27 protein-coding genes are annotated in these 26,280 nt (G+C 58.0%); 10 read left to right on the forward strand and 17 right to left on the reverse strand.

Features of this window, described 5'->3' with window-relative positions:
- Positions 1–10: 10 nt before the first annotated feature.
- Positions 11–2,230, reverse strand: coding sequence for an OsmC domain/YcaO domain-containing protein (locus BG841_RS05310; protein WP_070056701.1), 2,220 nt, complete (start codon positions 2,228–2,230; stop codon positions 11–13).
- A 114-nt stretch (positions 2,231–2,344) separates the two neighbouring features.
- Entirely contained in the window at positions 2,345–2,632 is a 288-nt protein-coding gene (locus BG841_RS05315) for an encapsulin-associated ferritin-like protein (protein ID WP_070056702.1), read from the reverse strand.
- Between the two features lie 191 nt (positions 2,633–2,823).
- Here BG841_RS05315 and BG841_RS05320 point away from each other — a divergent pair, with 191 nt between their 5' ends.
- The 4 genes from BG841_RS05320 (at position 2,824) to BG841_RS05335 (ending at position 5,756) form a co-directional block, all read left to right on the forward strand.
- Positions 2,824–3,741, forward strand: a complete 918-nt coding sequence (locus BG841_RS05320; RefSeq protein WP_070056703.1) for a DMT family transporter — start codon at positions 2,824–2,826, stop codon at positions 3,739–3,741.
- Positions 3,742–3,831: 90 nt separating this feature from the next.
- On the forward strand, positions 3,832–4,776 hold the full coding sequence (locus tag BG841_RS05325; RefSeq protein ID WP_083260183.1) for an SPFH domain-containing protein: 945 nt from the start codon (positions 3,832–3,834) through the stop codon (positions 4,774–4,776).
- A gap of 50 nt (positions 4,777–4,826) precedes the next feature.
- Complete coding sequence (locus BG841_RS05330) at positions 4,827–5,276, forward strand: NfeD family protein (RefSeq protein ID WP_141737060.1); 450 nt, start codon at positions 4,827–4,829, stop codon at positions 5,274–5,276.
- 66 nt (positions 5,277–5,342) lie between these two features.
- Entirely contained in the window at positions 5,343–5,756 is a 414-nt protein-coding gene (locus tag BG841_RS05335; RefSeq protein ID WP_070056706.1) for a carboxymuconolactone decarboxylase family protein, read from the forward strand.
- Between the two features lie 129 nt (positions 5,757–5,885).
- On the opposite strand, the gene BG841_RS05340 is transcribed toward BG841_RS05335, so the two are convergent.
- From BG841_RS05340 to BG841_RS05365, 6 genes are read right to left on the reverse strand one after another with little or no spacing between them, the layout of a single operon-like run.
- Complete coding sequence (locus tag BG841_RS05340; RefSeq protein WP_070056707.1) at positions 5,886–6,575, reverse strand: cysteine hydrolase; 690 nt, start codon at positions 6,573–6,575, stop codon at positions 5,886–5,888.
- A gap of 15 nt (positions 6,576–6,590) precedes the next feature.
- Positions 6,591–8,012, reverse strand: a complete 1,422-nt coding sequence (locus tag BG841_RS05345) for a purine-cytosine permease family protein (protein WP_070056708.1) — start codon at positions 8,010–8,012, stop codon at positions 6,591–6,593.
- A gap of 32 nt (positions 8,013–8,044) precedes the next feature.
- On the reverse strand, positions 8,045–8,863 hold the full coding sequence (locus tag BG841_RS05350; protein ID WP_070056709.1) for a hypothetical protein: 819 nt from the start codon (positions 8,861–8,863) through the stop codon (positions 8,045–8,047).
- 45 nt (positions 8,864–8,908) lie between these two features.
- Positions 8,909–10,144 (reverse strand): NAD(P)/FAD-dependent oxidoreductase, encoded by a 1,236-nt coding sequence (locus BG841_RS05355; protein WP_070056710.1) that lies wholly within the window; start codon positions 10,142–10,144, stop codon positions 8,909–8,911.
- A gap of 50 nt (positions 10,145–10,194) precedes the next feature.
- The gene (locus BG841_RS05360; protein WP_070056711.1) at positions 10,195–10,509 is read right to left on the reverse strand and encodes a 2Fe-2S iron-sulfur cluster-binding protein; all 315 of its coding nucleotides are present in this window, start codon (positions 10,507–10,509) and stop codon (positions 10,195–10,197) included.
- A gap of 35 nt (positions 10,510–10,544) precedes the next feature.
- Positions 10,545–11,552 carry an aromatic ring-hydroxylating dioxygenase subunit alpha gene (locus tag BG841_RS05365; protein ID WP_070056712.1) on the reverse strand — a complete coding sequence of 336 codons (1,008 nt, stop codon included), beginning with the start codon at positions 11,550–11,552 and terminating at the stop codon, positions 10,545–10,547.
- 805 nt (positions 11,553–12,357) lie between these two features.
- Between BG841_RS05365 and BG841_RS05370 the strand changes: the two genes are divergently transcribed.
- The 5 genes from BG841_RS05370 (at position 12,358) to BG841_RS05390 (ending at position 16,493) form a co-directional block, all read left to right on the forward strand.
- A complete protein-coding gene (locus BG841_RS05370; protein ID WP_070056713.1) occupies positions 12,358–13,512 on the forward strand; it encodes an FAD-dependent monooxygenase in 1,155 nt (384 codons plus the stop codon).
- Entirely contained in the window at positions 13,509–14,315 is an 807-nt protein-coding gene (locus BG841_RS05375; protein ID WP_070056714.1) for an alpha/beta fold hydrolase, read from the forward strand. Before BG841_RS05370 ends, BG841_RS05375 begins: the two co-directional genes overlap by 4 nt.
- 67 nt (positions 14,316–14,382) lie before the next feature.
- Entirely contained in the window at positions 14,383–15,135 is a 753-nt protein-coding gene (locus tag BG841_RS05380) for an Asp/Glu racemase (protein ID WP_070056715.1), read from the forward strand.
- A 12-nt stretch (positions 15,136–15,147) separates the two neighbouring features.
- A complete protein-coding gene (locus tag BG841_RS05385) occupies positions 15,148–15,783 on the forward strand; it encodes an N-carbamoylsarcosine amidohydrolase (RefSeq protein ID WP_070056716.1) in 636 nt (211 codons plus the stop codon).
- A 233-nt stretch (positions 15,784–16,016) separates the two neighbouring features.
- The gene (locus BG841_RS05390; protein ID WP_070058701.1) at positions 16,017–16,493 is read left to right on the forward strand and encodes a MarR family winged helix-turn-helix transcriptional regulator; all 477 of its coding nucleotides are present in this window, start codon (positions 16,017–16,019) and stop codon (positions 16,491–16,493) included.
- 41 nt (positions 16,494–16,534) lie between these two features.
- Here the strand turns inward: BG841_RS05390 and BG841_RS05395 are convergent, their stop codons facing one another.
- The 9 genes from BG841_RS05395 to BG841_RS05435 all read right to left on the reverse strand — a co-directional run bounded on the left by BG841_RS05395 (position 16,535) and on the right by BG841_RS05435 (position 24,976).
- Complete coding sequence (locus tag BG841_RS05395) at positions 16,535–17,545, reverse strand: hypothetical protein (protein WP_198929156.1); 1,011 nt, start codon at positions 17,543–17,545, stop codon at positions 16,535–16,537.
- Positions 17,546–17,624: 79 nt separating this feature from the next.
- Positions 17,625–18,656: an aromatic ring-hydroxylating dioxygenase subunit alpha gene (locus BG841_RS05400; RefSeq protein ID WP_070056718.1), complete on the reverse strand. Its 1,032-nt coding sequence runs from the start codon at positions 18,654–18,656 to the stop codon at positions 17,625–17,627.
- A gap of 90 nt (positions 18,657–18,746) precedes the next feature.
- Complete coding sequence (locus tag BG841_RS05405) at positions 18,747–19,799, reverse strand: 2,5-dihydroxypyridine 5,6-dioxygenase (RefSeq protein ID WP_070056719.1); 1,053 nt, start codon at positions 19,797–19,799, stop codon at positions 18,747–18,749.
- Between the two features lie 433 nt (positions 19,800–20,232).
- The gene (locus tag BG841_RS05410) at positions 20,233–20,613 is read right to left on the reverse strand and encodes a nuclear transport factor 2 family protein (protein ID WP_070056720.1); all 381 of its coding nucleotides are present in this window, start codon (positions 20,611–20,613) and stop codon (positions 20,233–20,235) included.
- 261 nt (positions 20,614–20,874) lie between these two features.
- The gene (locus BG841_RS05415; RefSeq protein ID WP_141737061.1) at positions 20,875–21,483 is read right to left on the reverse strand and encodes a LysE family translocator; all 609 of its coding nucleotides are present in this window, start codon (positions 21,481–21,483) and stop codon (positions 20,875–20,877) included.
- Positions 21,484–21,502: 19 nt separating this feature from the next.
- Entirely contained in the window at positions 21,503–22,039 is a 537-nt protein-coding gene (locus BG841_RS05420; protein WP_083260184.1) for a MarR family winged helix-turn-helix transcriptional regulator, read from the reverse strand.
- A 12-nt stretch (positions 22,040–22,051) separates the two neighbouring features.
- Positions 22,052–23,347, reverse strand: a complete 1,296-nt coding sequence (locus BG841_RS05425) for a TRAP transporter large permease (protein ID WP_070056722.1) — start codon at positions 23,345–23,347, stop codon at positions 22,052–22,054.
- On the reverse strand, positions 23,340–23,882 hold the full coding sequence (locus BG841_RS05430) for a TRAP transporter small permease (RefSeq protein WP_070056723.1): 543 nt from the start codon (positions 23,880–23,882) through the stop codon (positions 23,340–23,342). Before BG841_RS05430 ends, BG841_RS05425 begins: the two co-directional genes overlap by 8 nt.
- 38 nt (positions 23,883–23,920) lie before the next feature.
- Positions 23,921–24,976 (reverse strand): TRAP transporter substrate-binding protein, encoded by a 1,056-nt coding sequence (locus BG841_RS05435; RefSeq protein ID WP_070056724.1) that lies wholly within the window; start codon positions 24,974–24,976, stop codon positions 23,921–23,923.
- Positions 24,977–25,272: 296 nt separating this feature from the next.
- Between BG841_RS05435 and BG841_RS05440 the strand changes: the two genes are divergently transcribed.
- Positions 25,273–26,241, forward strand: a complete 969-nt coding sequence (locus tag BG841_RS05440) for an MBL fold metallo-hydrolase (protein ID WP_070056725.1) — start codon at positions 25,273–25,275, stop codon at positions 26,239–26,241.
- Positions 26,242–26,280 lie beyond the last annotated feature (39 nt).

Consider the following 26,280-nt stretch of genomic DNA (forward strand, 5'->3'; position numbering starts at 1 on the left):
TTGGCCCGCGCTACGCGCTCTGCGCCCCCATGGTGCGGGTCAGGTCAATCCCTGCCCGGGCGGCGCGGGCGGCGTGCAATTTCTTATAACTGTCGATCAGACGCAGGTGTTTGTCCAGGCCGTCCAACTGCATATTGGTTGGCGTCAGACCGTGGAAGCGCACCCTGCCATCCACCGAGCCAACCACCGCATCCATCACCGCTTCACCAAACATGCGCCGGAGATTACCCTCGTAATCGCTCAGCTGCAGATCGTCATCGAGGGTGATTTCCAGCACCGCGTTCATGGCCCGGTAAAACAGTTCGCGTTCCACCGTGTTGTCGTTGTACTGAATGAACATGTCGACCCGCTCGAGGGCTTCTTCGTGCTGTTGCAGCGCCAGATTGATCAGCAGCCTCAGCTCCAGAATGGTGAGCTGCCCCCACACGGTGTTTTCATCGAACTCGATGCCGATCAGGGTGATGATGTCGGTGTACTCGTCGATCTGGCTGTCTTCCAGACGCTCCGCCAGCGCTGCCAGTTGCTCGTCGTTCAGGATGTGCAGGTTGAGGATGTCTTCCCGGAAGGCCAGGGCCCGGTTGGTGTTGTCCCAGATCAGATCCTCGATCTCATAGACTTCAGAGTAGCCTGGCACCAGCATCCGGCAGACCGGCGCGCCCAGATCGTCGTACACGGTGGTGTACACCTCTTTGCCCATGTCTTTGAGAATACCGAACAGGTAAGCGGCCTCTTCTTCGTTGGTGCCGGAGAAGTCCCACTCGGTGAACTCATAATCTGCCCGGGCACTGAAGAAACGCCAGGAAACGATGCCAGACGAATCAATAAAGTGCTCCACATAGTTGTTCGGTTCAGTGACCGCATTACTGTTGAAGGTCGGCGGCAGGAAATCGTTGAGGCCTTCAAAGCTGCGCCCCTGCATCAACTCGGTGAGACTGCGCTCCAGGGCCACCTCCAGGGTCGGATGGGCACCAAAGGAGGCAAACACCCCGCAGGTTTTCGGATTCATCAGGGTGACATTGACCACCGGGAACTGGCCGCCCAAAGAGGCATCCTTGACCAGCACCGGATACCCCTGCGCCTCCAGTGCGCGAATCCCCTCGAGAATGTTCGGGTACTTTTCCAGTACCTGCAGGGGAATGTCCGGGAGCGCGATTTCTTCCTGAATGATCTGCTTTTTCACCGCCCGTTCAAAAATTTCGGACAGGCACTGCACCTGGGCTTCGTACAGGGTATTGCCTGCACTCATGCCATTGCTCAGGTACAGGTTCTCGATCAGATTGGTGGGAAAGTACACCACCTCACCGTCGGAGTGGCGTACAAAGGGCAAGGCACACACCCCGCGCGCTGTGTTGCCCGAATTGGTGTCGATCAGGTTGGAGCCGCGCAGCTCACCCTCCGGGTTATAAATGTCCAGGCAGTAATCATCCAGAATGCCCAGCGGCAGTTCGTCATTGGGTCCCGGTTTGAACCAGCGCTCCCGTGGGTAATGGACAAACGCGCTGTTGGCGATGTCTTCACCAAAAAACTGATCGTTGTAGAAGAAGTTACAGTTCAGCCGCTCGATGAACTCCCCCAGGGCCGAACACAGCGCGCTCTCCTTGGTGGAACCCTTGCCGTTGGTGAAGCACATGGGCGAGGCCGCATCCCGGGCGTGCAGAGACCACACGTGGGGCACGATGTTGCGCCACGACGCGATCTCGATCTTCATCCCCAGATCCGCCAGGATGCCGGTCATATGGGCAATGGTCTGCTCCAGGGGTGCGTCTTTACCGACGATGTAGGTTTGTGCATCGCCCTCAGGCTTGGTGAGCAGCAGCGCCTGCGCGTCCTCCGCCAGGTTGTCGACGATGTCAATCTGGAACTCGGGACCGGTTTGTATGACTTTCTTGACCGTGCAGCGGTCGATCGACCGCACAATGCCCTGGCGGTGCTTTTCGGGCAGGTCTTCGGGCAACTCCACCTGGATCCTGAAAATCTGTTTGTAGCGATTTTCAGGATCGACAATGTTGTTTTGCGACAGGCGGATGTTGTCCGTGGGTATGTCACGGGCCAGGCAATACACTTTCACAAAATAGGCGGCACACAACGCTGAAGACGCCAGAAAATAGTCAAACGGGCCCGGGGCCGAGCCGTCGCCCTTGTAGCGTATGGGCTGGTCGGCAATCACCGTGAAGTCGTCAAACTTGGCTTCAACCCGGAGGTTGTCGAGATAATTAACGTTGATTTCCATTGCGAGGGTACCGGTGGGAAGATTTGGGCGCGCGCGGGCCGCAGGTCGCCATTATTATCCAGCTTTCGGCGTCCCTCGTCTTGGTTTTTTGCCCACGGATTTCCCCCCGGAGCGTTATTTATGGGCAATGGTTTTGCTGGTGAACAAATAATCTTTCAGTTCTTCATCCAACTTGGGATCACGGCGGCGAATCCACTCCAGCACCATTGCGGCGTGCTCTTTCTCTTCGTCCCGATTGTGGATCAGGATCGCTCTTAATTCGTCGTCCTTGCACGCATCCACACGCTGGTTATACCAGTCGATGGCCTCCAACTCCTCCATCAGCGAGGTGACGGCTCTGTGCATATCTCTGGTTTCATCGGTAAGCTCATTGATGGGCTCGTGATAGCCTTCATTTGCCATGGTGGTTATCCCTGCTTGGTCGATCAGTCGAATAAAGGGGTTTCTATGCCTGATTCTGGACGTTCCGGAGCTACGTCTCCCTTCATCATAGCTCAGTCTGCCGTCGGCAACGGCGGCGATGTACCCAAGGGGGCGGCCTCGGGATTGAGGCCCCGCAACGGGGCGTCGACAACGGGCAGGGAGTGCCGCCAATGACCAATCCGGCCACCTTCGTATCCACCCCCAAGGGAGCCAGACTGGCCCCGTTACTCTATCTGCTGGCCGGGGGCGCACTGATGGGGCTGTCCACCAACCTGGCAAAGCTTGCGGGCGAGGCCCAGCTGCCGCCGCTGGCATTTTTGTGCTGGTCCATCAGTGGTGCGGCGCTGGTGCTGATGACCGTGGCCGCATTGCGCCGGAACCTGCCACCGCTGACCCCGCGCACGCTGGAATACTACCTGGTCTCGGCCCTGCTGGGGGTGGCCGGCGCCAACCTGATCTTTTTTTCAGCCATCCCCCATGTGGGCGCCGGCTTCGTTGCGCTGATCATCTCGCTGCCGCCGCTGCTGACCTATGTGGGCGCCCTGGTCCTCCACATGGAGCGGTTTCAGGCGCCCCGCGCCACCGGGGTGGCGGCGGCGCTGGCCGGAGCCGGCATACTGGCGGCGAACAAGCTTGCCGCGCCCGACGCCGATGTGTTCTGGATCCTGCTGGCCCTGGGCGGCCCTGTCCTGCTGGCCATCGGCAATCTGTACCGCACCCTGCGGTGGCCGCCGGGGGTGGCCGCCGATGCGCTGGTGCCAGGGGTACTGATCACCGCCGCAGTGATGCTGCTGGCTGCCGGGCTGCTGCCCGGATTCTCGCTCGTCGTGCCCTTAGACCGGCACCTGCCGCTCGCCCTGATTGCCCTGCAGTCCGTGGTGTTTGCGGGGATGTTTCTGCTGCTGTTCTTGCTGCAGAAAACCGGCGGACCGGTCCTGCTCAGCCTGCTGGGCTCGGTCGGTGCCCTGGTGGGGGTGCCGGTCGCTATCTTCCTGCTGGGTGAAGCACCGCCCGAAGGTCTGTTGCTGGGTGCCACGCTGATCGCCACCGGTGTTACCCTGTTGACCCTTGGCCGGAGCAGAATGTAAACAACCGTTGCCAATTAAGGGCTTAACTGCGGTATAGTCTCACCCCTCAGGCTCGACCCTTGGCCCCCCCACAAACAGGCTCCTTGCATTATGGACAGTGTATTAATCGTTGCTGGTATTCTGGCGGTACTGGTTGTTGTAACCCTGATCAAAACGGTACGCATCGTACCCCAGGCCGAAGTTCAGGTGATTGAACGCCTGGGTCGCTTCCACCGGGTGCTGAGCGGCGGCCTCAATGTTGTGGTGCCGTTTGTGGATCAGGTCAGAACCCGGTTCAACACCCAGGAACAGCTGATCGACATTCCCTCACAGCAGGTGATTACCGCCGACAACGTGCAGATCACCATAGACGGTGTGGTGTTTCTGCGCATCAACGATGCCCAGAGAGCCACCTACGAAATCAAGGATCTGAACGACTCCATTTCCCAGCTGGCGCAAACCACGCTGCGCTCGGAAATCGGTAAAATGGAACTGGATAATACTTTGTCCAGCCGCGACGAGATGAACCAGGCGCTGCTCAATGCCCTGGATGCCGCATCGGGTGGCTGGGGCGCCAAGGTGACCCGGGTCGAGATCAGTGACATTTCGGTGTCCGCGAACGTGCAGCAGGCCATGGAACTGCAACTGCAGGCGACCCGCGAACGCCGGGCCATCGAAACCAAGGCCGAAGCCGACAAAAACGCCACCATCTATCAGGCGGAAGGCGACCGCGCTCAGGCGTATATGCAGGCCGAAGCGCTGGAGCGGATGGCCGAAGCCAAGAAAAAAGAAGCAGTGCTGTTGGCGGAAGCGGCCCGCCAGGAAGAAATTCTCATGGCGTCCGGCCAGAAGCAGGCGCTGGAACTGATTTCCGAAGGCCTGCGGGAAAACCCGGACGCCGCTAACTTTATCCTTGCCAAGGAACGCATCGCGGCCTGGGAAGGCATCGCCGCAAGCGACAGCCAGAACAAGGTCATTGTGCCCTACGAAGCGACCGAACTGGTGGGCAGCCTGGCCCTGCTGAAGGACATGATCGGCGCCCAGAAAAACCCATAACCCCTGGATGAGCGGCCGGGGTGCACGACCGGCTCGGTTTGGAGAAACGCATGATTGAGCTGTCCCTGAGCTGGTGGCTGTTGGTATCCCTGGGGGTCGCCCTGGTGATTGCCGAGATGTTCATTGGCACCTTTGTGGTCCTGTGGTTCGGTATCGGTGCGATTCTGACCGGCCTGCTGACTTTGATGATGCCGGACCTGAATCTGGGGCTGCAATTGCTGCTTTCCACCCTCGTCGGGGCGGTGTTGATGTTTTTGCTGCGCAGCCGCTATCTGACCCCTGGAAACGCCGAATCCGACGCCATGCACACCTTCACCGCCACCGAAGGCCGCTTGCACCTGGGCAGCAACGGCACCTACTCGGTGTTCGCCAACGGCACCTATTGGGGCATTCAAAACATTGATGCCATCGACCCCGAAGCACGGGTCGAAGGTGCAACCGTATCGATTACGGCGTTCGTCAACAATCAGGCGGTGCTGAGGGAAAAACCAACGCCTTGATTTTCAGGCGTTCCCTTGGCACCGTCCCGGGTCGCGACAGCCTATAATTTCAGGAGAACATCTGTAATGAGCACCGATCTGTATCAGCAAGGGATCGACAAAATCCAGGAACTGACCGCCTCTCCGGATGACAACCCTACCGGTGAAATGGACATCGGCGAAGCCTTCAAGGACATTGCCCCGGATTTAACCAAGTACGTGGTTGAGTTTGCATTTGGCGGCATTTACTCGCGCCCGGGACTGGATAACAAACAAAAAGTCCTGACCACCATCACCGCGCTGGTGGCGCAAGGCAAACCGCAAATCGGCATGCACATCAAGACCGGACTGACGGTGGGCCTGACCCCAGAAGAGATCGTCGGCTGCATCATGCACCTGATCCCTTACACCGGGTTCCCGAGTGTGCTGAACGCGCTGACGGTCGCCAAACAGATCTTTGAGGAGCAAGGCCTGACGGTGGATACCACGGGGCTGGAATAAACACTTAGCAGGTCCACCAGGTATAAACCGTTAACATAGGCGAAGCGGTGGATTTGGACCCAACCAGAAAGATCAGGCCCAAATCCCCGCCCCCGCAGGGCAGCCCCCGTGCGGCTCCGTCAACACGGTCTAATCCACGAACTCCCCTTTGAGCAAGGCCACGGTTTGCGCCGCCGAGCGGATGTCTGCACTCCACGAGGCGACGGTATTGATGGCTGAGTTGTGCTCGGCTTCGCTGAGCGCCGCATTGGCGTCAGCCACCATAATCACCTTGAAGCCCAACTGTTGCGCATCTCGGGCGGTCAATTCACAGCACACGTTGGTCAGTGTCCCTGAAATCAGCAGCGTCTCGATGCCGCGCGCCCGCAGAATGTCCAACGCGTCCGAATGCCCCTGGGTAAAGGCACTGAAGCGGGTTTTATCCAGAATCAGATCCTGCTCCCTCACATCCAGTCGTGGGTATAAAGCGTGCCCATGGGAGCCGTGCTGAAACGTCTCGACCTGAGTTTTAGCAAACGTCTCATTCTGGAAATGTTGGAAAAATACCGGCCAGTGATCGGTCGCCGTGGTGGTAAACCTGAAAAACACGTTGATACCCCCAGCCTCCCGCAAGCCGACCGTGACCGCGTTGATGTTGTCGACAATGTCTCTGGCTTCAGGGACCTCTAGAAAGGCCCCTTCTTCGACAAATGCATTCTGCATATCAACGACCAGGTGCGCAGTTCGCGTGGGATCTATATCCCGGTAGGCAAATTCGCGCCCCCCTTTTAATGCCCGGTAGCGGGCGCGTATGGCAGGATCGATAATGGTGGTATGCATTTGTACACCCTCTTATTATTTTGCAAACACTGGCTCGGCTACAGGAATATCGGCCGAATCTACAACGTAGGTACGCCCCTTGGTCGCCACCGCTAATGCAACGTGTACCACGAAGGCCACCACGAATCCAATGTAAGCCGACAGGCCATTAATGATCGGATCGGTGACCATAAACCAGATATACGAAGCGATCGATACGCCCGTCAGCAGCGCGGTGATACCCACCGGGTTATAGCGCCGAATCCGGGAGGTGCGATACTCAATCGGACCGGTGACAATTTTCAGCATGCCCCGCACCACGACAATATCCGCCACCACGCAAGCCACCCAGGACAGCAGAAACACGCCAGTCCATTGCAGATAGACAATCAGATTGCCCAAAACATCGGCCCACATAAGCCCGATGCAAACTGCGGTTACCGCCAGGATCCAGACCCGGCGCGTCAACGAAGGGGCTCCCAAAATATCCGAGGCCGACGAGAACGCCACGGAACTGACGTGGATGTTGGTCAGGTTCACCCGTATCTGTGATACCCACGCCAGCACAACGCCGGGCACCAGACCAATCAAGCCGATAAAGTAAATGGACGGCTCAATGCTGCCGGTAATCAGGGTGAAGTACATTCCCAGGGGCATGGCGACAAAAAACAGCAGCGCATAGGGTAAGACCACGCTCACCAGAGCCTTGCGCCTGAACTCACTCGGGCGGATAAAGCGGTTATAGTCGGACGCTTCAAACGGGTTGATGCCCACCGTACCCGCCAGGGCGGCCATGACAGCAATAACTCCGACGACACCACCGACAGCGCCTTCAGGCATCGCCGTGAACAGCCCTTCGGGCATACCGCCGTGGGTATTCCAGGCGGACACGATGGCCCAGAGCAGCAAAACCACATAGAGGAAGACCGTCCAGCCCAGAATTTTGGTCATCGAACTGATGCCGTTCCACGCCATGGGTACAAAAATCAGGGCCACAATCACGTGCCAGACTTTGTCCGGAAGATCCCAGATCTGGGCGGCGGAATACGCCAGGATCTGCCCCTCGGCGGCGGCATAGATCACAAAGGTGCTTGCGTAAATAGACGTGGTCAAAACAGAGCCCGCAGCACCGAACCCCGTACCTCGCGTGAGGAGTTCAGCGGTCAGACCCTCTTTCGATGCTGTGTAGGTAACGATCAGCGTAAATACAATCAGCAAAACAAAGGAAATGCCCAGCGCGATCCAGGTTGCCGCGGCACCGCTTTGATTCAGAAACAGGCCACCGACCAGAATGAAGAAGAACGCGGTGACAAACCCGACCAAAACGCTGAAGACCGCGCCAGCGCCGCGCTTGGCATGATCAGGCACCCGGGTGCGTGAGTAATCATTGTGTGCATCGTGATCCGAGGTGTATTCAGCATCACTGAGCGGAGTGTTCATATCTACCGAATTTGACATAACTCTGCCTCTATTGTTTTTGTTTTAGCTGTTCAGAAATGATATTCCGTCATAAGCATGGGGGCGCTCTCCCGTGAGCCTCCCGTCGAGTCCAACGACTCATCATTGCCAAACATATTCCGCCAGGCCTGATACCCCACCCCGACGTTAAATCCTGACCCGGCGATATCGACCAGATAGGTGACCCGGGCCATCAGCTCTGTTTTGGTTTCGTTGCCAAAGCCATCCTTCCCCTTGGCTCCGGTGGCACTGACAAACCCTCCGAAACTGCCCGGGCCCAACGGTATACTCCACGCACTGCCCACCGACCAGGTGGGATCAAAACTGACCGCCTGCCCCGTAAAGCCGTTGTAATTGGTCTCCTTGTAACCAGCCACTGAAAAACTCCAGAAACCGGTAGTGATGGGCACCGGTATCTCAAAACCCAGCCGGTATTTTCGCGGGCGCGATCCGAAGGCGGTGTTTTTCGAGCCCAGATCCACTCGGGCCAACACGGAAATCTGACTCAGGTAATCGTAGGTCCTGGCATTCACCCCCAAGACGGAGAAAGGCACTGTGCGCTGGTAGAAACCATAGATTTCCTGAGCGCCGTCCGTGCCTTCGACCGCGTGATCCTGACTGTCCGATACAATGGTGTCGACGGTGAAGTAATTACCCCCGTAAGAGTCGCCACCCACATGGGTAAAATTGAACATGGATTTGGTGATTCGGGGGCCGGCACCCGGTTCAGCGAATCGCTCCCCGTGCCTGATCCCTATGGATGTATCGCTCCAGTTAGCGGCCTGGGCATTGAGAGAGACCAGCAGTGCACCCGCAATAACAATCGAACTATTCACCTTGCTTTGACTCATTGTTATTTTCTCTTTTCAGCTTCAGGTTGATGTTGTTTTTGTTGTTTATGAATGCAGCACCGCGCAGTCCCTGACAGACACCGAGGCATCGGCGATCAATCCCCGGTCCACGGCAGTTCCTGCACCGATCCACTTCTTGCCCAGCATGAACTCCGCCGGCGAATTAACCGCCTCGACCGCCATCAGACGGTCGCCACAGAAACGGAATACGGAAAACTTGTCGCTCGCGGGGTCGCCGCGCACAATGTCCACATCGGTGTCGATCCCCAACCCCGCTATTTGCAGTTTGATGTCGTATTGATCGGACCAGAACCAGGGGACCTCGTCGGCGGGCAGCGGTTGCTCGGCCAGCACCGCGGCTACGATCTTCGCTTGCTCCAGCGTGTTGGAGATGTTTTCCAGTCGGAATTGGCGGTTATAGACAGGTAACGGGCGTTGACTGACGTCGCCAATCGCAAAAATAGCCGGATCGGACGTACGTGCCTGGTGGTCAACCACTATGCCATTGTCAACCTGCAAACCCGCCGCGCGGGCGAGCTCGTCGTTGGGGATGGCGCCAATACCCACCAGGGCAAGATCACAGGCGGTTTCGACGCCGTTGTCGAGCACCACCGATGTCAAGCGTCCCGCGTCGCTCTTGAGCTCAGCAACGCCGACGCGATTCAGGATGTCCACACCCCGGGCCTGGTGTTGGCGCTGGTAATAATGGGACAGAGTCTCCGAGGCGACGCGCGCCAGCAATCGTGACTCACGTTCGATCACCGAAACCTTCACCCCCAACTGGCGCGCCGAGGCGGCAACTTCCAGCCCTATGTAGCCCCCGCCGATGACCGCGAGGTGGGTGGCGCCGTGCAGCTGAGCCTTAAGCCGTTCCGCATCGGCCAGATTACGCAGACAGTGCAGGTTCTCGAATTCGCCGCCGGGCAGCGCCAGGGGCCTGGCCCGCGCCCCTGTTGCGAGCACCAGGTAGTCGTATTCGAGTGCGGTGCCGTCCGCCAATAACAGTCTTTTGTCATTGCGCTGGATCCGCTCGACCGTGCTGTTCAGCATCACCTGCACCCGCTGCTCGTCGTAGAACGCGGCGGGCTTTAAATACAGCCGCTCGAGGGTGACCGACTCGTTGAGCCACGACTTTGACAGGGGCGGACGCTGATAGGGCAGCGCCCCTTCGTCGCTCACCAAGGTTATGTGGCCGTCAAATCCGGCCTTCCGGAGCGCGATCACCAGATTTCCACCGGCGTGCCCACCCCCTACAATCACTGCTTTCTTATTGTTGTTCATACAGACCCTGACCATTGCTTATCGGTTGTTCGAGACTGACTGTTGCGGCCCTATTCGTTGGCGACGTGCACTACCAGTCCGTCCAGTTCACTGCTCATGGCAATCTGACAGGCCAGTCTGGAGGACGGTTTGATACCGTCCACCTCCTCCAGGGTCATGGATTCGATTTCGTTGGGACGGCCGACGGTTGCCTGCCATTCTTCGTCGATATAGATGTGACAGGTTGCGCACACACAGGCGCCGCCGCATTCGGCGTCTATGCCGGGGACACTGCTGTGGACCGCGCCTTCCATCAGGGTAACGCCGTCTTCCACCTCGGCCTGGTAGACATTCCCGGACTTGTCTATGTAGGTAACTGTGGCCATTTCACACTCCATCTTGCGATTGCAGGGGTAAGGGGTTATGTCATTCTCTCGATCATCTTGCGCATCCGCATGGGTGCGGCATCGATCGCGATCTTGAGCTTTTGCCGGCCCTCGAACTGCTCTTCTTTCAGCTGGATCGCTTCGAGAATGGCCTTGTCTTCGGCGAACGCCTTGCGGAACTCGTTCGACAGCGCAGTGTTCATCTCATCGTCGGCGTGGAAGTTTTTCACGTGCAGCCAGTGATCAATGGTGGTGCGCTCGTCGACCGGGGTCATGAAGTGGCAGGCGAAAATCTGCATGCAATTGTCCCGGTTCCCTTCCGGGGCCCCGGTGCCGGTGTCGGCACTGCCAAAGTCGATGATCGCAATGCTCGGGGCGTAGTAGTGGTAGTAGTGCCAGCGATCCACGTTACCCTTGAAGTTGCCAAACTTCTCAAACAGGGGAATCGGCGGCGCGTCGTTGATCCAGCGCCAGGTGACGATCTTGTCCTCCTGCACTTCAAACTGCACCTTGACGTCCTCGCCGGCGGCGTTCCCCAGGGTGCTCAGATGGACAAAGTTCACGTGGGCGGGGTCGCACAGATTATCGGCGAGGCTGACATAGTTGGCGTTGATCCGCAGCGCATCGCCTTCAGCCACACTCCAGTCGGCATCGTGGTATTGGGGCAGATCGAACACCTTGCTGGTGTCCGCCAGCTCGGGATCGCCCATCCAGATCCACACCAGTCCCATGTTTTCGTGGGTGGGGTAGGTCACTACCCGCGCCTTGGGCGGCACCATGTCCTGGCCGGGCACCCGCACGCATTTACCGGAGCAGTCAAAGGTCACCCCGTGGTAGCCACACTCCACGGCGTCGCCCTTGAGACGCCCCATCGACAGGGGCAGAAAGCGATGCGGGCACAGGTCTTCCATAGCAACCACGTCACCGGTTGAGGTCCGGTACACGACGATGTCCTGTTCGACGATACGGTGACTGCTCAGTTCGTGGCGGACATCCCTCGACCAGGCCAGCGGGTACCAGGTATTAAGAGCGTATTTATTCATTATTATTCCTCTCTCTTCGGTCGCAGATCGGCTGCTAACTCGCCGAAGTACTTAAGCTTGCAAGCGCTCTCCGGGGTGCCCGAATCGAATTCGGTCGGCGTGATGCCCTTCACCGCGACTGCCTCAAGCTTCGATTTACAACGTACACATTATTAAAGCCCTGTTCAACAACTTTCTGACAGAAATAATCAGTCCTTGGTGACTACTTAAAATACTGCTTATAAATCAGTAAATTAAGAACTTTACCGACTACAACCACACTTATAAATGAAGCATAAGCACCATATTTTTCTCAGAACACCTCGCAACCTAACAGTGCATACACTGTATTGCGCACATCGCGAATCCCGCCACAGACGACGGCAAAAGCCCACCGTGCCCCCAGCAAACTCACCTCACAAAACTCCGGTTAGCCGCTTGCCGGGTATGCCAGCAACGCACGGGGGGCTGAACCGCTCTGCAGCCAGTGAGCAGCCAGCCGGCACGGCGTTACAGCGCCGGCACCGGAGCACCCCAACAATGATGCACACACTTAATTGCACCCGCCAAACCGTCTAATACGATCAAAATACTTACGCACAGAGGCGAGACACCCAGGTCGACACCCTCGCCAAACCAACCAAACAAAATAATAAATCTATTAAAATCATAAGCATAAACAGAAAATAATTTTTCACACAAAAACAGACAAGTTATGCTTTACTTCGCCAATAAATAGCGCATACACTATTTATACCTCGGCTGTGCAAGGGTTTCCCTGCAGCTGTTTGTATAACAAGCCCAACAATAACGAGGAGACCTCCCCATGGTTACCAACTCGAGCCCACGGATTGCCGTCGTCGGCGCTGGTCTTGGCGGAGCGGCTGCGGCTGCCCTGCTGCAGCAGGCCGGTTTTAAAGTGGACGTCTATGAACAGGCGTCAGAGTTTTCCCGTCTTGGCGCCGGAATTCATATTGGCCCCAACGTAATGAAAATTTTCCGCCGTCTGGGGCTGGAACAGCCACTGGAAGCGATGGGATCCCACCCGAGTCACTGGTTCAGTCGGGATGGCGCCAGCGGTGAATACCTGTCTCGCATCCCGTTGGGCGAGTTTGCCCGCAAGGAGTACGGCGCCGCCTACATCACCGTGCACCGTGGTGACATGCACGCCATGCAGATCGAGGCGATTGCGCCAGGCACACTGCACTTCGACAAGCGTCTGGAATCGATCGACGACTCTGGTGACGACGTCAACCTGGTGTTTGCCGATGGCAGCAGTGCCCGTGCCGACATCGTCATCGGTGCCGATGGCATCAACTCCCGGATTCGCGAAGAACTGCTGGGGCCCGAGAGACCGATTTACAGCGGCTGGGTTGCCCACCGCGCCCTGATCACCGGTGACAAACTGCGCAAATACAACCTGGACTTCGAAGACTGCGTCAAATGGTGGTCCGAGGATCGTCACATGATGGTCTATTACACCAGCGGTAAACGCGATGAATACTATTACGTCACCGGCGTGCCCCACGAAGAACTGGACTTCGAAGGCGCGTTCGTCGACAGCAGCCGCGAGGAAATGTTTGCAGCCTTCGAAGGCTACCACGACACGGTGCAGGCGCTGATTGAGTCCACCGATACCGTCACCAAGTGGCCCCTGAAAAACCGCAACCCCCTGCCCCTCTGGAGTCGCGGTCGCCTGGTGCTGCTGGGTGATGCCTGCCACCCGATGAAACCCCACATGGCCCAGGGTGCGGGCATGGCCATCGAAGATGCCGCCATGTTGACCCGCTGCTTGCAGGAAACCGGCCTGCAGGATTACCAGACCGCGTTTGAACTCTACGAAGCCAGCCGTAAGGAGCGCGCCTCCCGGGTGCAGCAGGTATCCAACGCCAACACCTGGCTCTACACCCAGGAAGACCCGGCGTGGGTGTACGGGTATGACGTCTACGCCCAGGAAATTGAAACGGAGAGTGTCGCATGAGCAGCACCTATCTATACGGCGGTAACGTGCACGCCAATGGGATCCGCCAGCACTACTTGCGCTACGGTGGTAAAGGCCAGCCATTGATTCTGATCCCGGGCATTACCAGTCCGGCCATCACCTGGGGCTTCGTGGCCGAACGCCTCGGTCAACAGTTCGACACCTATGTCCTGGATGTCCGTGGCCGCGGCCTGTCATCGACCGGACCGGATCTGGCGTACGACATTGACACCTGCGCCGACGACATCATCGCTTTCGCCGATGCTTTGGGACTGGAAAATTACATTCTCGCCGGACACTCCATGGGCGCCCGCTTTGGCATCCGGGCTTGCGTGCGGGGCGCCCGGGGCGTCGCCAAACTGGTGCTGATCGACCCGCCTGTGTCGGGGCCGGGACGCCGCGAGTACCCCAGCAAACTGCCCTGGTATGTGGATTCCATTCGCGACGCCACCCTGGGTTGCGACGCCAACCACATGCGCACCTACTGCCCGACCTGGACCGAAGAACAATTGCAGCTGCGGGCGGAATGGCTCCACACCTGCTACACGGACGCCATAGTGACCGCCTTCAATGGCTTCCACGAAGACGACGTGCACAGCGACCTGCCCCACATCAAGGTCCCCACTCTGCTGATGGTCGCCGGGAAAGGCGGTGTGATTCTGCCTGAGGATGAGGCCGAAATGCGCGAGCTCTTGCCCTCATTGCGCATCAGCCACGTGCCCAACGCCGGTCACATGATTCCCTGGGATGACCTTGAGGGCTTCTTCGCAGGCTTCGAAGACTTTCTCGGGGCGCGGGTCTGAGCGACCACCACGCCCCACTCAGGTTCCCCCCGGCGGGGAGCCGCACCTGAATAATGGAGATCGCAGGATGAGCAAGACTTACCGCATCGGACAGATAGTACCGAGTTCGAATATCACGATGGAAACCGAAATACCGGCGATGTTGACCGCCCGTCAGCTGGTGCGCCCGGAACGCTTCACCTTCCACTCCAGCCGCATGCGCATGAAAACGGTCAGCAAAGATGAGCTGGCGGCCATGGACGCCGAATCCGATCGTTGTGCGCTGGAATTGAGTGACGCCCGCGTTGATGTGATGGGTTACGCCTGCCTGGTGGCCATCATGGCCATGGGTCTGGGGTATCACCGCGAGTCGGAAGCCCGCCTGACTCACCGCACCGAAGAAAATGGCGCCAAAACGCCGATCGTGACCAGCGCCGGTGCCCTGGTGCAAGGGCTGGATGTCATCGGTGCCAAGCGGATTGCCCTCGTAGCCCCCTATATGAAGCCTTTGACCGAATTGGTGGTGGACTACATTCGTGCCGAAGGCTTCGAAGTGGTTGATTACCGGGCCCTGGAAATTCCCGATAACCTGGACGTAGCCCGCCATGACCCGATGAATCTGCCCGGTATTGTCGCTGACATGAACCTCGAGGGCGTCGACGCCATCGTCTTGTCGGCCTGCGTGCAAATGCCGTCATTGCCGGCCGTAGCCCGGGTCGAGGCCGAAACAGGCAAACCGGTCATTACCGCCGCCATTTCCACCACCTACCAGCTGCTCAAGGCACTGGAACTGGAAACGGTGGTGCCTGGTGCCGGCGCCCTGCTTTCTGGCGCTTACTGAGAGGAATAATTAATGGCTAACGAACAAGTCAATGCTGCAGACAACTACAAGGGCGTCTGGGGCAACCGCATCGGATTCGGCCGCAAGGCGGCGCTGTTGTCGATCGATTTCACCAAAGCCTACACCACCGAGGGCGCCCCGCTGTACGCCCCCGGTGTGCCCGACGCCGTCCGTCAGGCACAGTCAGTGTTGCAGGTGGCCCGGGACCAGGGCGAGTTGATCATTCATACCAACATCCGCTATCACCCCGGCAATTTTCTCGATGGTGGCATCTGGGTAAAAAAAGCCCCCGTGATGAAGGACATGGTCGACGGAAACCCGCTGGCTGCGTTCTGCGACGAAGTGCTGCCGCTGGACAGTGAACTGGTGATCAGCAAGCAATACGCCAGCGCCTTTTTCGCCACCAACCTGGCGGCCACGCTGACCGCACAAGGGGTCGACACCATTGTGCTGATGGGTTGCTCCACCAGTGGCTGCATTCGCGCCACTGCGGTGGACGGTGTGCAGTATGGATTTCGGGTGATGGTCCTGCGCGATTGCGTCGGTGATCGCCACCCCGATCCCCACGAAGCGAATCTGTTCGACATCGACAGCAAGTACGGCGATGTCATTTCGTCCGCCGCGTACCTCGACTATGTGCAAGGCTGAGTACGGATAGCAACACATCCCTGCACACGGATGCGCCCTTGCCGGCACCGCCACAGCGGCGCCGGCAAGGGCGGTCCTACGAGACGCTATCTGTCTTCACGTGTTAATATTCAACGACTATTTTGATGCTTGCCCAGCCTGCAAGGAAGGTTCCTGCAGCCAAGTTGTGGTTTGCGTCGAGCTTCCCAAAGAAGAGCGAGTGTATGAAAGGTGCCCTGAAAATGGTGGATAGAATGCATTCTGAAAGCGAACAAGAAAACCACCACAAAGCGATTTTGGATGGCTATGACGTTGCCGAGCAAGTGGGGCACCTGATACGCCGTGCCCACCAAAGGCACACCGCCATATTTCAGCAGTACAGCTGTGACAGCAATCTCACCCCCATGCAGTTTTCCGTGCTGTGTAGCGTGTTGGATCAAGGCCCCAGCTCGCTGACCGACATCGTCAAAAGAACCGCCATTGATCAGGCGACGATTCGTGGTGTCGTCAAGCGTCTCAAGGACCGAGGACTGATAAAACTGATATCCGACCCTGCGGATAACCGCAAGGTCATCGTCTGCGTAACCGCAGACGGCGAGCAACTGATTCAGCAGATGATTCCTCTGGCCCGTGAAATCACGGACAAAACCCTGGAAAAACTGGATATGAGCGAGCGCATCGCATTGAAGTATCTGTTGCGAAAAATCGGTGGGCAATCCCAGGCGGATTAAGACCTGCGCGGTGGGCGGTCTGGAACCGCCCACCGCGCAGGTCATTGGGGCTGCCGCTTCTGGCCCGCGTCGATCAGCCCGGCCTTGTGCAGCGCCTTGATTTCTTCCCAGGTCCTGCGGATGAATTTCGCGGCCGCTATGTTTTGCTCCAGCAAGTTATAGCGGGCGCCGAGCCCGTAATCCGGCAGATTGATCATTTCGGTGGTGATGTAGCGCAGTGGACTGTCCGGATGGGTTATGTGGTACCGGAGGGCTTTCCGGATGGCCTCCTTGGACGGTTCCAGCAAATAGGCATGCCAATCAGAATGCCATTCGCCTGGCTGCGGCTTCACAAACGGGTATTGGATACCCCGGGCAAAATTACCGTCCGCTTCCCGATGCCACAGATTCTTGGGCTGGTTCGGTGCCACTGAACGCAACTGGGTCCATTTGACGATCCCCATCTCAAGCCAGCGCTCACAAAGGGATCCCGGCTCAAACGGATCCAGGATCACGGTGCCATTCTCGACGTCTTCGCGCACCTCGGACACCGCCTGCTCTTCGGGGTTCCCGATTTTGAAGTTGACGTGGCTGTAGTCCAGTGTGAAATTGAACGGAATGCCCCGCTCCATTACCAGACTGGCAACTGCTTCGACCCGTTTGAAACTTTCGGTCCACATATTCACATGCAGTTCAAAGGAAGGCTCAACACCGTAAGAAGCCGCCAGATCATAGGTTTTTAAGTAATGGTCTGCGATTTCCTGATTGCTCAGCACATGCCCGTCGGCATGCTCTTTGAAGGTCATGATGTTGTGGCACCTGGCCCCCACTTCTTTGCAGATTTTCAGGTTGTCCGCCAGCAACGCCTCGTCCCGACCCAGCTGGTAAAACCAGCTGGCGGTATGTATCGGCAGATCGAACTCGCTCATGGCGGACAGATACTGATCCAGATCAGCCCGCAAAGGAATGCGGTCAAAGTAGTCAAACACACCGGCTTCCTTCACCCGACGAAACTGCTCTCGGATTGGCAATTCCTCAAGGGAAACCGGTGAATCCACAGAAGAAAGCTGCACGCCTCGCCCATTGCAACCGATCAATACCGGCTGTGGGTCGATTCGTTGTGGTTCAGGATTATGCATCGTGCCGCCTTTTTTACGCTGGATTGGTTTGTTCTGCTTTTTTCATTTTCTCGATCATCATGCGCATCCGTATGGGCGCGGCATCGATCGCGATCTTCAGCTTTTTCCGACCCTCGAACTGCTCTTCTTTCTTTTGAACCGCTTCGAGTATGGCCTTGTCTTCGGCGAAGGCGACGCGGAACTCATTCGACAACGCGGTGTTCATCTCATCGTCGGCGTGGAAGTTTTTCACGTGCAGCCAGTGATCAATGGTGGTGCGCTCGTCGACCGGGGTCATGAAGTGGCAGGCGTAAATCTGGATGCAGTTATCGCGGCGGCCTTCCGGGGCACCGGTGCCGGTGTCGGCACTGCCAAAGTCGATGATCGCAATGCTCGGGGCGTAATAGTGGTAGTAGTGCCAACGGTCCACATTGCCCTTGAAGTTGCCAAACTTCTCAAACAGGGGAATCGGCGGCGCATCGTTAATCCAGCGCCAGGTGACGATTTTCTCTTCCTCCACCTCGAACTGCACCTTGACGTCCTCGCCCGCAGCGTTGCCCAGGGTGCTCAAGTGGACAAAGTTCACGTGGGCGGGGTCGCACAGATTATCGGCCAGACTGAGGTAGTTGGTTTCAATCCGCAGGGCATCGCCTTCGGCCACACTCCAGTCGGCGTCGTGGTATTGGGGCAGATCGAACACCTTGCTGGTGTCGGCCAACTCGGGGTCGCCCATCCAGATCCACACCAACCCCATGTTTTCATGGGTGGGGTAGGTGACTACCCGCGCCTTGGGCGGGACCATGTCCTGACCGGGCACGCGCACACACTTGCCGGAGCAATCAAAGGTCACTCCGTGGTAGCCACACTCCACGGTGTCGCCCTTGAGACGCCCCATCGACAGAGGCAGAAAGCGGTGCGGACACAGGTCTTCCATAGCGACCACGTCACCGGTGGAGGTCCGGTACACGACGATGTCCTGTTCGACGATACGGTGACTGCTCAGTTCGTGGCGGACATCCCTGGACCAGGTCAGCGGATACCAGGTATTCAGTACGTAGTTACTCATTATTGTAATTCTCTTGTCGGTCGTGGTTCACAGCTATCACGCTGACGGTATTTTTAAGGGTTCACAGCTCATCACTATCCGGCGGCCCCGTCAACGCACAATGGCGGCATCCGGTGCGACCACGTCACCCTCAAGGACCACCGGCGCATCGTCCAGGTAAATGGAGCAGTTACGCAGCGGCAAGTCCAGATGACACGGCGTCTTGCGCAGGCCGCCCACCTCGGTGTTCGGGCCGGTGGAAAACAGGAAATTGCCATAAAACGCACGCGCGTCCATACAGATGCCGTCGCTCTTGTCGTAGAGCCCCATGGCGGTCCACTGCGCGCGCGGTTGCAACCCCCAGCCAATGTGAGAAATACCGTAGACTTCCGGGTCGTTGAAATACGCCAGGTATTCGCGCAAATACTCCGCATCGAGACCGCCGTGAATGCCGGTGATAAACCCTTCCCGGACCTCCAGGGTAATCTGCTCCCGCAGATAGTTTTTGAACGGCAGGATGATGTCCCCTTTATCCAGTACCAGGGTCCCTTCGGCTTCGTTCTCATTCGGCCAGGTAAACAGAAACCCGCTCGGCCAGTGATCCCAGCGACCGGGTTCTTCCACGAATCCGTATTCGGGCACGGTCGGATACTGGCCCAGTGGGGCACGAAAATCGGTACCGGCCTTCGAGGTCACGTGCATCAGCGAAGCCTTTTCCAGCAACTCCTTGGAGGCCAATACCCGCGCTCTGTCTTCCCGGGTGGGCATCATGCGGGCCAGCACCTCCGGTGGCTCAATCGCCAACAAAATCCGGGTACCCGATTTGAGGATCTGCTCTTGTTCGGGGGAGTGCAGCAGCATCATGGTATCGACGATCAGATCGGCCGCTTCCAACGCCGTTTGCGCCGCGCGATTGCCCGTCAGTGGGGTGTCGCCGCAGTAAGCCGTCATATCGGTGCCCATCGCCCGCGGGTGGTTGAAGGCTGGCAATTCTACCGAGTAGACCTTGGCCCCCAATCTCTGAGCGGCATCGAAAGCGGCCCGCACGGTCCGTTGATCCGAGTAGTGGCTTTTCAGCACCGCGACACTCTGGGTTTCGTCCACATTCGACAGCGCAAGAACTTCTTCAAACATCTGAGTCAACTGGGAGTCACTGACCGGCATTATTGTTATCTCCTGCGTGGTGCACCGGCATCAGTCTTTCCTGGTGCACGTGAAATTTCGTCGCGGTGTTGGTGGCGCTCGCCCGGCCACTCCCCCACGACTTTTTTGTATTTTTTTCAGCGTACACATTATTGTTTGTCAGTTCAACGACTTTCCCCCAATATCTGCGGCGCATTTAGACCGCCACAAACAAACTTATAATAATCAAAAAGTTATAGAGAATTCGTCAGGTGGAACGTCCGTGTGACGCAGTGAAAGTCAATGCACCGCTTCACCAAGTAGCCAGTCTGCGCACAACTAAATAACGTATACGCTATTACTGCCGGGCGTTTCCGCCGGTCATTCGGGGCGCTCCACGGAGGTCATGCAGCACTTCAGCGATCGCTGGCAAGCGGGGCGAACTGCGGGTTTACACGGTGAGAAGTTATTGCTGTCAGTGGCCGGCGGAAGGGAGATTGCCCCCCAACATGTTTTCAACCACGGCAGCGTTATAGAAGGCTTCGACCGTCTGGATTTTATCGCCTCGCACTCGGAACCAGACCGCAAGGCGTACATCCCCAATGGGCTCAAAATTGGTGCGGTAATCGAGGATTGCGAACACATGCTCGCCGTCAGCGCTGAGCTGGCGGATGATCAGGTCTTTCTGGATCGCCGCCATCCCGAACTGATAGGACAACATGTCATCGGGGCTGAGGAACCGCATGTTCGGCCCCACGTATTCAAAACCCTCGGTCACCAGCGAACCCTTGGCCTGGTCAAACCGTTGGGCCTGAATATCAGCGATAAACTGCGCCACTATGTCTTTTGGCAGCATGAGGACACTCCATTGTTACGGCGAAACCATGTCACTTGTATACCAAAAAACACCCCGCCGACCAATGGGCCTTTTTGGGCCCTGGCAGTGATTCACAAGGCTTCAGGGGGAAATCAGAGTCCGGCGGGGGCCAGAGGCAAGGGTGCAGACAGGTTGTGCAGAGATCCCATGCAGCGGCGCATTTCGGGTGTCTCTCAAGAGACTGATGATACTTCCATGGGTATCGAGGGATCTGCTGCCCGGTGCGGCCCCGGGCTGTGGTCACGCCCCATAGCCGGCAAAGGTGTCATACAGGTTGTACACCACCAAGGTGACCAGTACACCCGCCATGGACTTGTTGAACAGCGATAAGTGTTTGCTTTGCAGCCTGGTGGCTATCAACCGGCCGAGGCCGACCCAAAGATACACAGACACAAAACACACCAGGAAGAACACCGATACGTATAACGCCAGGGTGAACAGGTACTCCTCCCGATTCAGATACAGGGCCGCCCCCGCCATGGACACCAGCCAGGCTTTGGGGTTGATGATCTGCAGCACCGAGCCCTGATAAAACCCCGGTATCCGCGCCTCACCGGCGGTTTTGTCCAGCGCTGTGTCTGAGCGCGCCATTCTGGATGCCAGATAGAGCATATACCCAGAGCCCACCAGCACCAGCGCATTGGCCAGATACGTATTGGTCTTCAGCAATTGGCTGACCCCGAACCCGGCGACGAGAATAACCAGCGACAGCCCGGCGGTGGCGCCCAACACAAAAGGCACATTCGCTCTGAGCCCGTTGTTGGCTCCGGAGATACTGGCCAGGATGTTCACCGGCCCCGGTGTGGCACAGGTCGCGAACGCAAACACCGCTATTTTTAACCCTAACATCAGCTGTTCATAACCTGTCTCAATCACCCATCCGGTTCAGTTGTCTTTCCAGTTTGCTCATGGAGTTAAGCAAATTGCGATACTCTTCCACACTGAGTGTGGACATCAGTTCGGCCTCCCAGGCCTGGGCATCGAGGATCAAATCATCCAGCATGCGGGCACTCTCGGGCGTCAGATGGAGGTCGTGGATGCGCTGATCCTGCGGCGAAGGCGACCGATAGATCAGCCCCCGTTCCTCCAGCGCCCGGATGGCGCGTGACACCCGCGCCTTGTCCATATTGGTGTAGGCGCAGATTTTCTTGGCGGTCAAGTCGTCGCAGTGGCTCAGCCAGGCGAGCACCCGCCACTGGGCGACATTCAGGCCGTAGCGTTCCGAGTACATGCGCTCCAGTTCACCGCTGATCCGATCCGCCAACCGGTTGAGCCGGTAAGGCAAAAACTGGTTAAGGTCCAGCTCCTGCCGGACCGGCTTGGTGGTTTGGGTGCCGCCATCTCCTGTCGGGTCTGCGGCTGCGCCCTTGCTGCGGTCCACAGCACTTTTGTGGTACTTGTCCATGACAACAACTCTCTAGTAAAGCAGCTGTGGCAGGAAGAGCACAACACCTGGAAACACCAGCACCAGAAGAGCACGCAACGTACCCGCTACCCAAAACGGAGTTACCCCCCGGAAAATGGTCCCCGTACTCACATCCGGTAACACCGCCCGCAATACAAAAACGTTCATTCCGACCGGTGGAGTGATCAGGCTGATCTCGATGACAATTACCACCAGAATCCCGAACCACACCAGGTCGTAACCCAAACCCGCCACCACTGGAAAAAACACCGGCACGGTCAGCAGCAGCATTGACATGCTTTCGAACACACAACCGAGCAACACGTAGATGGCCAGAATCACCAAGATTACCATAAACGGCGCCACATCGACGCTGTTTACCAGCGCCAACAGATCATTCGGCAGCCCCGCCCGGTTAATGAAATTGGCAAAGATCAGCGCAGTGAGCACCACCGCAAACAGCATTGCGGTGGTCCGCACCGTATCAATCAGCACGCTCATCAATACCTTAGGCGTAAGGGTCCGGCGCCACAGCGCGATCACGAACGCACCCATGGCCCCCACCCCCGCTGCTTCGGTCGGCGTGAAGATACCCAGGTAAATCCCCCCGATGACCAATACGAACAGCGCCAGCGTGCTGCCCACGCTCTTCAACGCTGTCAATCGCGCCACCCAGGTTTCCCGTTCCCCCGCCGGTCCCGCCGCCGGATCGCGCCACAATACCCATTTGACGGCCACCAGATAAAACAAAATCCCCAACAATCCCGGAATAAAGCCCGCTGCAAACAGCTCGCGGATACTGGTCTCGGTGAGTATGCCGTAAATCACCAGCATCACACTGGGCGGGATCAGGATTCCCAGGGTACCGCCAGCAGCAATGGCCGCCGAGGCCAGTGAGTCTTTGTAGCCATACTTGCGCATCTGCGGCATGGCCACACGACCCATGGTTGCGGCCGTTGCCAGACTCGAACCGCAAATGGCGCTGAACCCGCCACAGGCAACAATGGTGGCCATCGCCTGCCCCCCTTTGCGATGGCCGAGAAAACCATTAGACGCGCGGAACAAGGCATCTGACAGCCCCGCCTGGGAGACGAGGTTGCCCATCAGGATGAACAACGGGATTACCGACAAACCGTAATCCATGGCAGTGTCGATGGTTCGGCGGGCCGCCATGGATTCCGCCGCAGTCCAGTTGCCGGTCAGGTAGTAGTAGCCCACAAAGCCGACAATGCCCATGGCAAAGGCCAGGGGTACGCGGAGAAACGCCAACAGCAGCAGCGCCGCAAAGCCGTATATCGACTCAATCATTGTGTCTCCCCGGGCTCAATGGCCCACCCTGAATGACCCGGCCGATGCCTTCCAGCAGATAACAAACCGCCCGCGCCAACGACAGCAAAGCCGAGATGCCCAGCAATATCGCCATCAGGCAGATCAGATAACCGGTAGGGAGACGCAAAAACTCGGTGACGTCCCCCCAATCGAAGGCCCGCATCCCGAGAACCCATACCCGCCCCGCCATCACCCACAAGGCGGCGGTCACGATCAGATTGACCAGCAACTGACGCAGCCACACCCAACGGGCCGGATACACCGCATCCAGCAGATCGACACTGATATGCTCTTCCCGCCAGCACACCATGGGTAGCGCCAGAAACACCAGCGCCGCGAGCATCAGTTGGGTCAGCTCCACGGTGCCGGTAATCGGCGAGTTAAAAAAATAGCGGCCACACACATCCACGGTGGTCAGCAGCATCAACGCGAAAAGGGTGGCACCGGCCACCCCCTCCAGGACGCGCTGCAAGACCTGCCCAATGGTTGACCAGCTTGTTGTCGTGGTCTGCATGTTCAAGTCTCTGTGTGCTTTTTTTGGATTGGTGTGTTTCAGATGGCGTCGACCAGCGCGTCGATGCTGTCTTTTCCAGCCTCAACCGCAAGCCGCTGCCGGAAGTACTGCAAGGCCTCCTGTGGATCGAATCCTTGCGAGCCGACCGCCTTGGCCCAATCGGCGATCAGGCGGTCGGAAACCTCTCGCAACATGGCGATATCTTTTTCATCAGCCTGGGTGAAAGTATTGCCCTGCTGTTTGGCAAACTCGACCCCGCGCCGATCGGACACATCCATCATGTAACCGAACAGGCGCGACAGGCGCTCCCCCGACACCGCCTCGATGGCTTTGCGGTCCGCCGCGGATACCCGATCCCACACCGTGGGATTCATGACGATGGCAAAGCTGCCACGGTAGAAACCGCCGTCCACGGTCAGCGTATAGGGAGACACTTCCGCCAACCGGAAACTGCGCAGACTCTCAAGCGTCAGCATGGCGCCATCAATGACCCCCTGCGAGGCCGCCTCATAGGCACCGGTCGGCGGCAGCGCCACACCGGTGACGTTGATCGCGTTCGCCAGTCCGGACATCACCCCGCCACCGATACGCAGCCGGTTTCCGGACAACTGATCGAGGGTCTCAATTTTTTTGCTGGTAAATATCTGTCCAGGTCCGTGGATCCCCATGGCCATCACCTCCAGACCGCGGTGCTCGCGCGCCTGGGCCAGATGTTCCTGGTGGGTATGCCAATAGGCGGCCGAGGCCACTTCAGATGAGAAGGCCTCAAAGGTGGGAAACTCGGGCAGCTGGGTCAGTTTGAAGCGCCCGGCCATGTGGCCGTGGAAAATCCAGCTGGCGTCGGCGACCCCGTCGGCCACCAGCGCCATTTGCGACGGGGGCGGTCCGAGGCCTTCGGTGACCTGAAGGGTGACACGCCCATCGGTGGCTTCTTCTATCCAACTTTTCCAGGTTGGCCAGACGATGGTATTGATGCCGTGATTGGGGCCGCCCCAACTGCTGACGTTGATGGTGGTTTGCGCCACTGCCGGAGTTGCCAGCATGAGACTGGCAGACGCCACAGCGCCGATCATTAGGTGAGTTATTTTATTCATTGTTATACACCCCTGCTGTCATCCATAAAAGAGCGAGCGCCGGGCTTGCACCGACAGAACCACCATGCCGGCCATTGGTATCTCGCGCAACTAATTTGTACAAACAATACCCTAGACTTAAGTATAACCAACAGACAAACCCATTGATTTAGTACAACTTTTGAACAGAACCAAGCGCTCCGCCCACCGAATACCGCCCCCTCAATTAGACAAGAAGTTTCAAAAGAAACTATTATGATCAAAAAAACAATCGGGGCATCTTGCCGAACCGAACACCCGACGGGACCGGAGCAACCATGAGCAAACAGTTCGCATCGCACGCAGACACTGAAGAAAAGCAGATCAGCTTTACCCGACTGGCTGAGGGCCTGTACGCCTACACCGCCGAAGGCGACCCCAACTCGGGCGTCATCATCGGTGACGACAGCGTGATGGTCATCGACACGCAGGCTACCCCCATCATGGCCGCGGATGTCATCCGCCGGATTCGCGAGGTCACCGACAAGCCGATCAAGCACGTCGTCATGACCCATTACCACGCGGTACGGGTGCTGGGTGCCTCGGCCTATCAGGCCGACAACATTTACGCCAGTCAGAACACCTACGATTTGATCGTCGAGCGTGGCGCACAGGACTATGAATCCGAGGTGGGCCGTTTTCCGCGCCTGTTCAAGGGCGTTGATTCGGTGCCGGGACTGACCTGGCCGAACATCGTGTTCCGGCAGGAGCTGACCGTGTTCATGGGCGCGCGCGAAGTACGCATTCTCCACCTGGGCCATGGCCACACCAAGGGTGACACGGTGGTCTGGCTGCCCGAGGAGCAGGTGCTGTTCTCCGGCGATCTGGTCGAATACGGCGCCACCCCCTACACCGGCGACGCCTACCACGAGGACTGGCCCGCCACTCTGGATCGCCTGCTGGCGCTCAATCCGCAGAAACTGGTGCCGGGACGTGGGGATGCCCTGCAGACCCCCGAACAATGCCAGGAAGCAATTCAGGGCACCCGGGACTTCCTCGCCGAGATGTATGAGAGCGTCAGAGCCGGCAAGGCGGCGGGTAAATCTCTGTCGCAGTGCTACGCCGACACCTACGCCCTGTTGAAGCCCAAGTATGGTCACTGGGTGATATTTGATCATTGCCTGCCCTTTAACATCACCCGCTGTTACGACGAGGCCGGCGGCGAATACACCGATCCGCGCATCTGGACGGCAGAACGCGACACCCAGATGTGGCACGCCCTTCAGGACGTGGTCGAACGCCAGTAACCCTGTGGCCCCGGAGCTGTGCCCGGGGCAGTGTCACGC

It is taken from the genome of Marinobacter sp. X15-166B (assembly GCF_001752365.1).
GTDB lineage: Bacteria > Pseudomonadota > Gammaproteobacteria > Pseudomonadales > Oleiphilaceae > Marinobacter.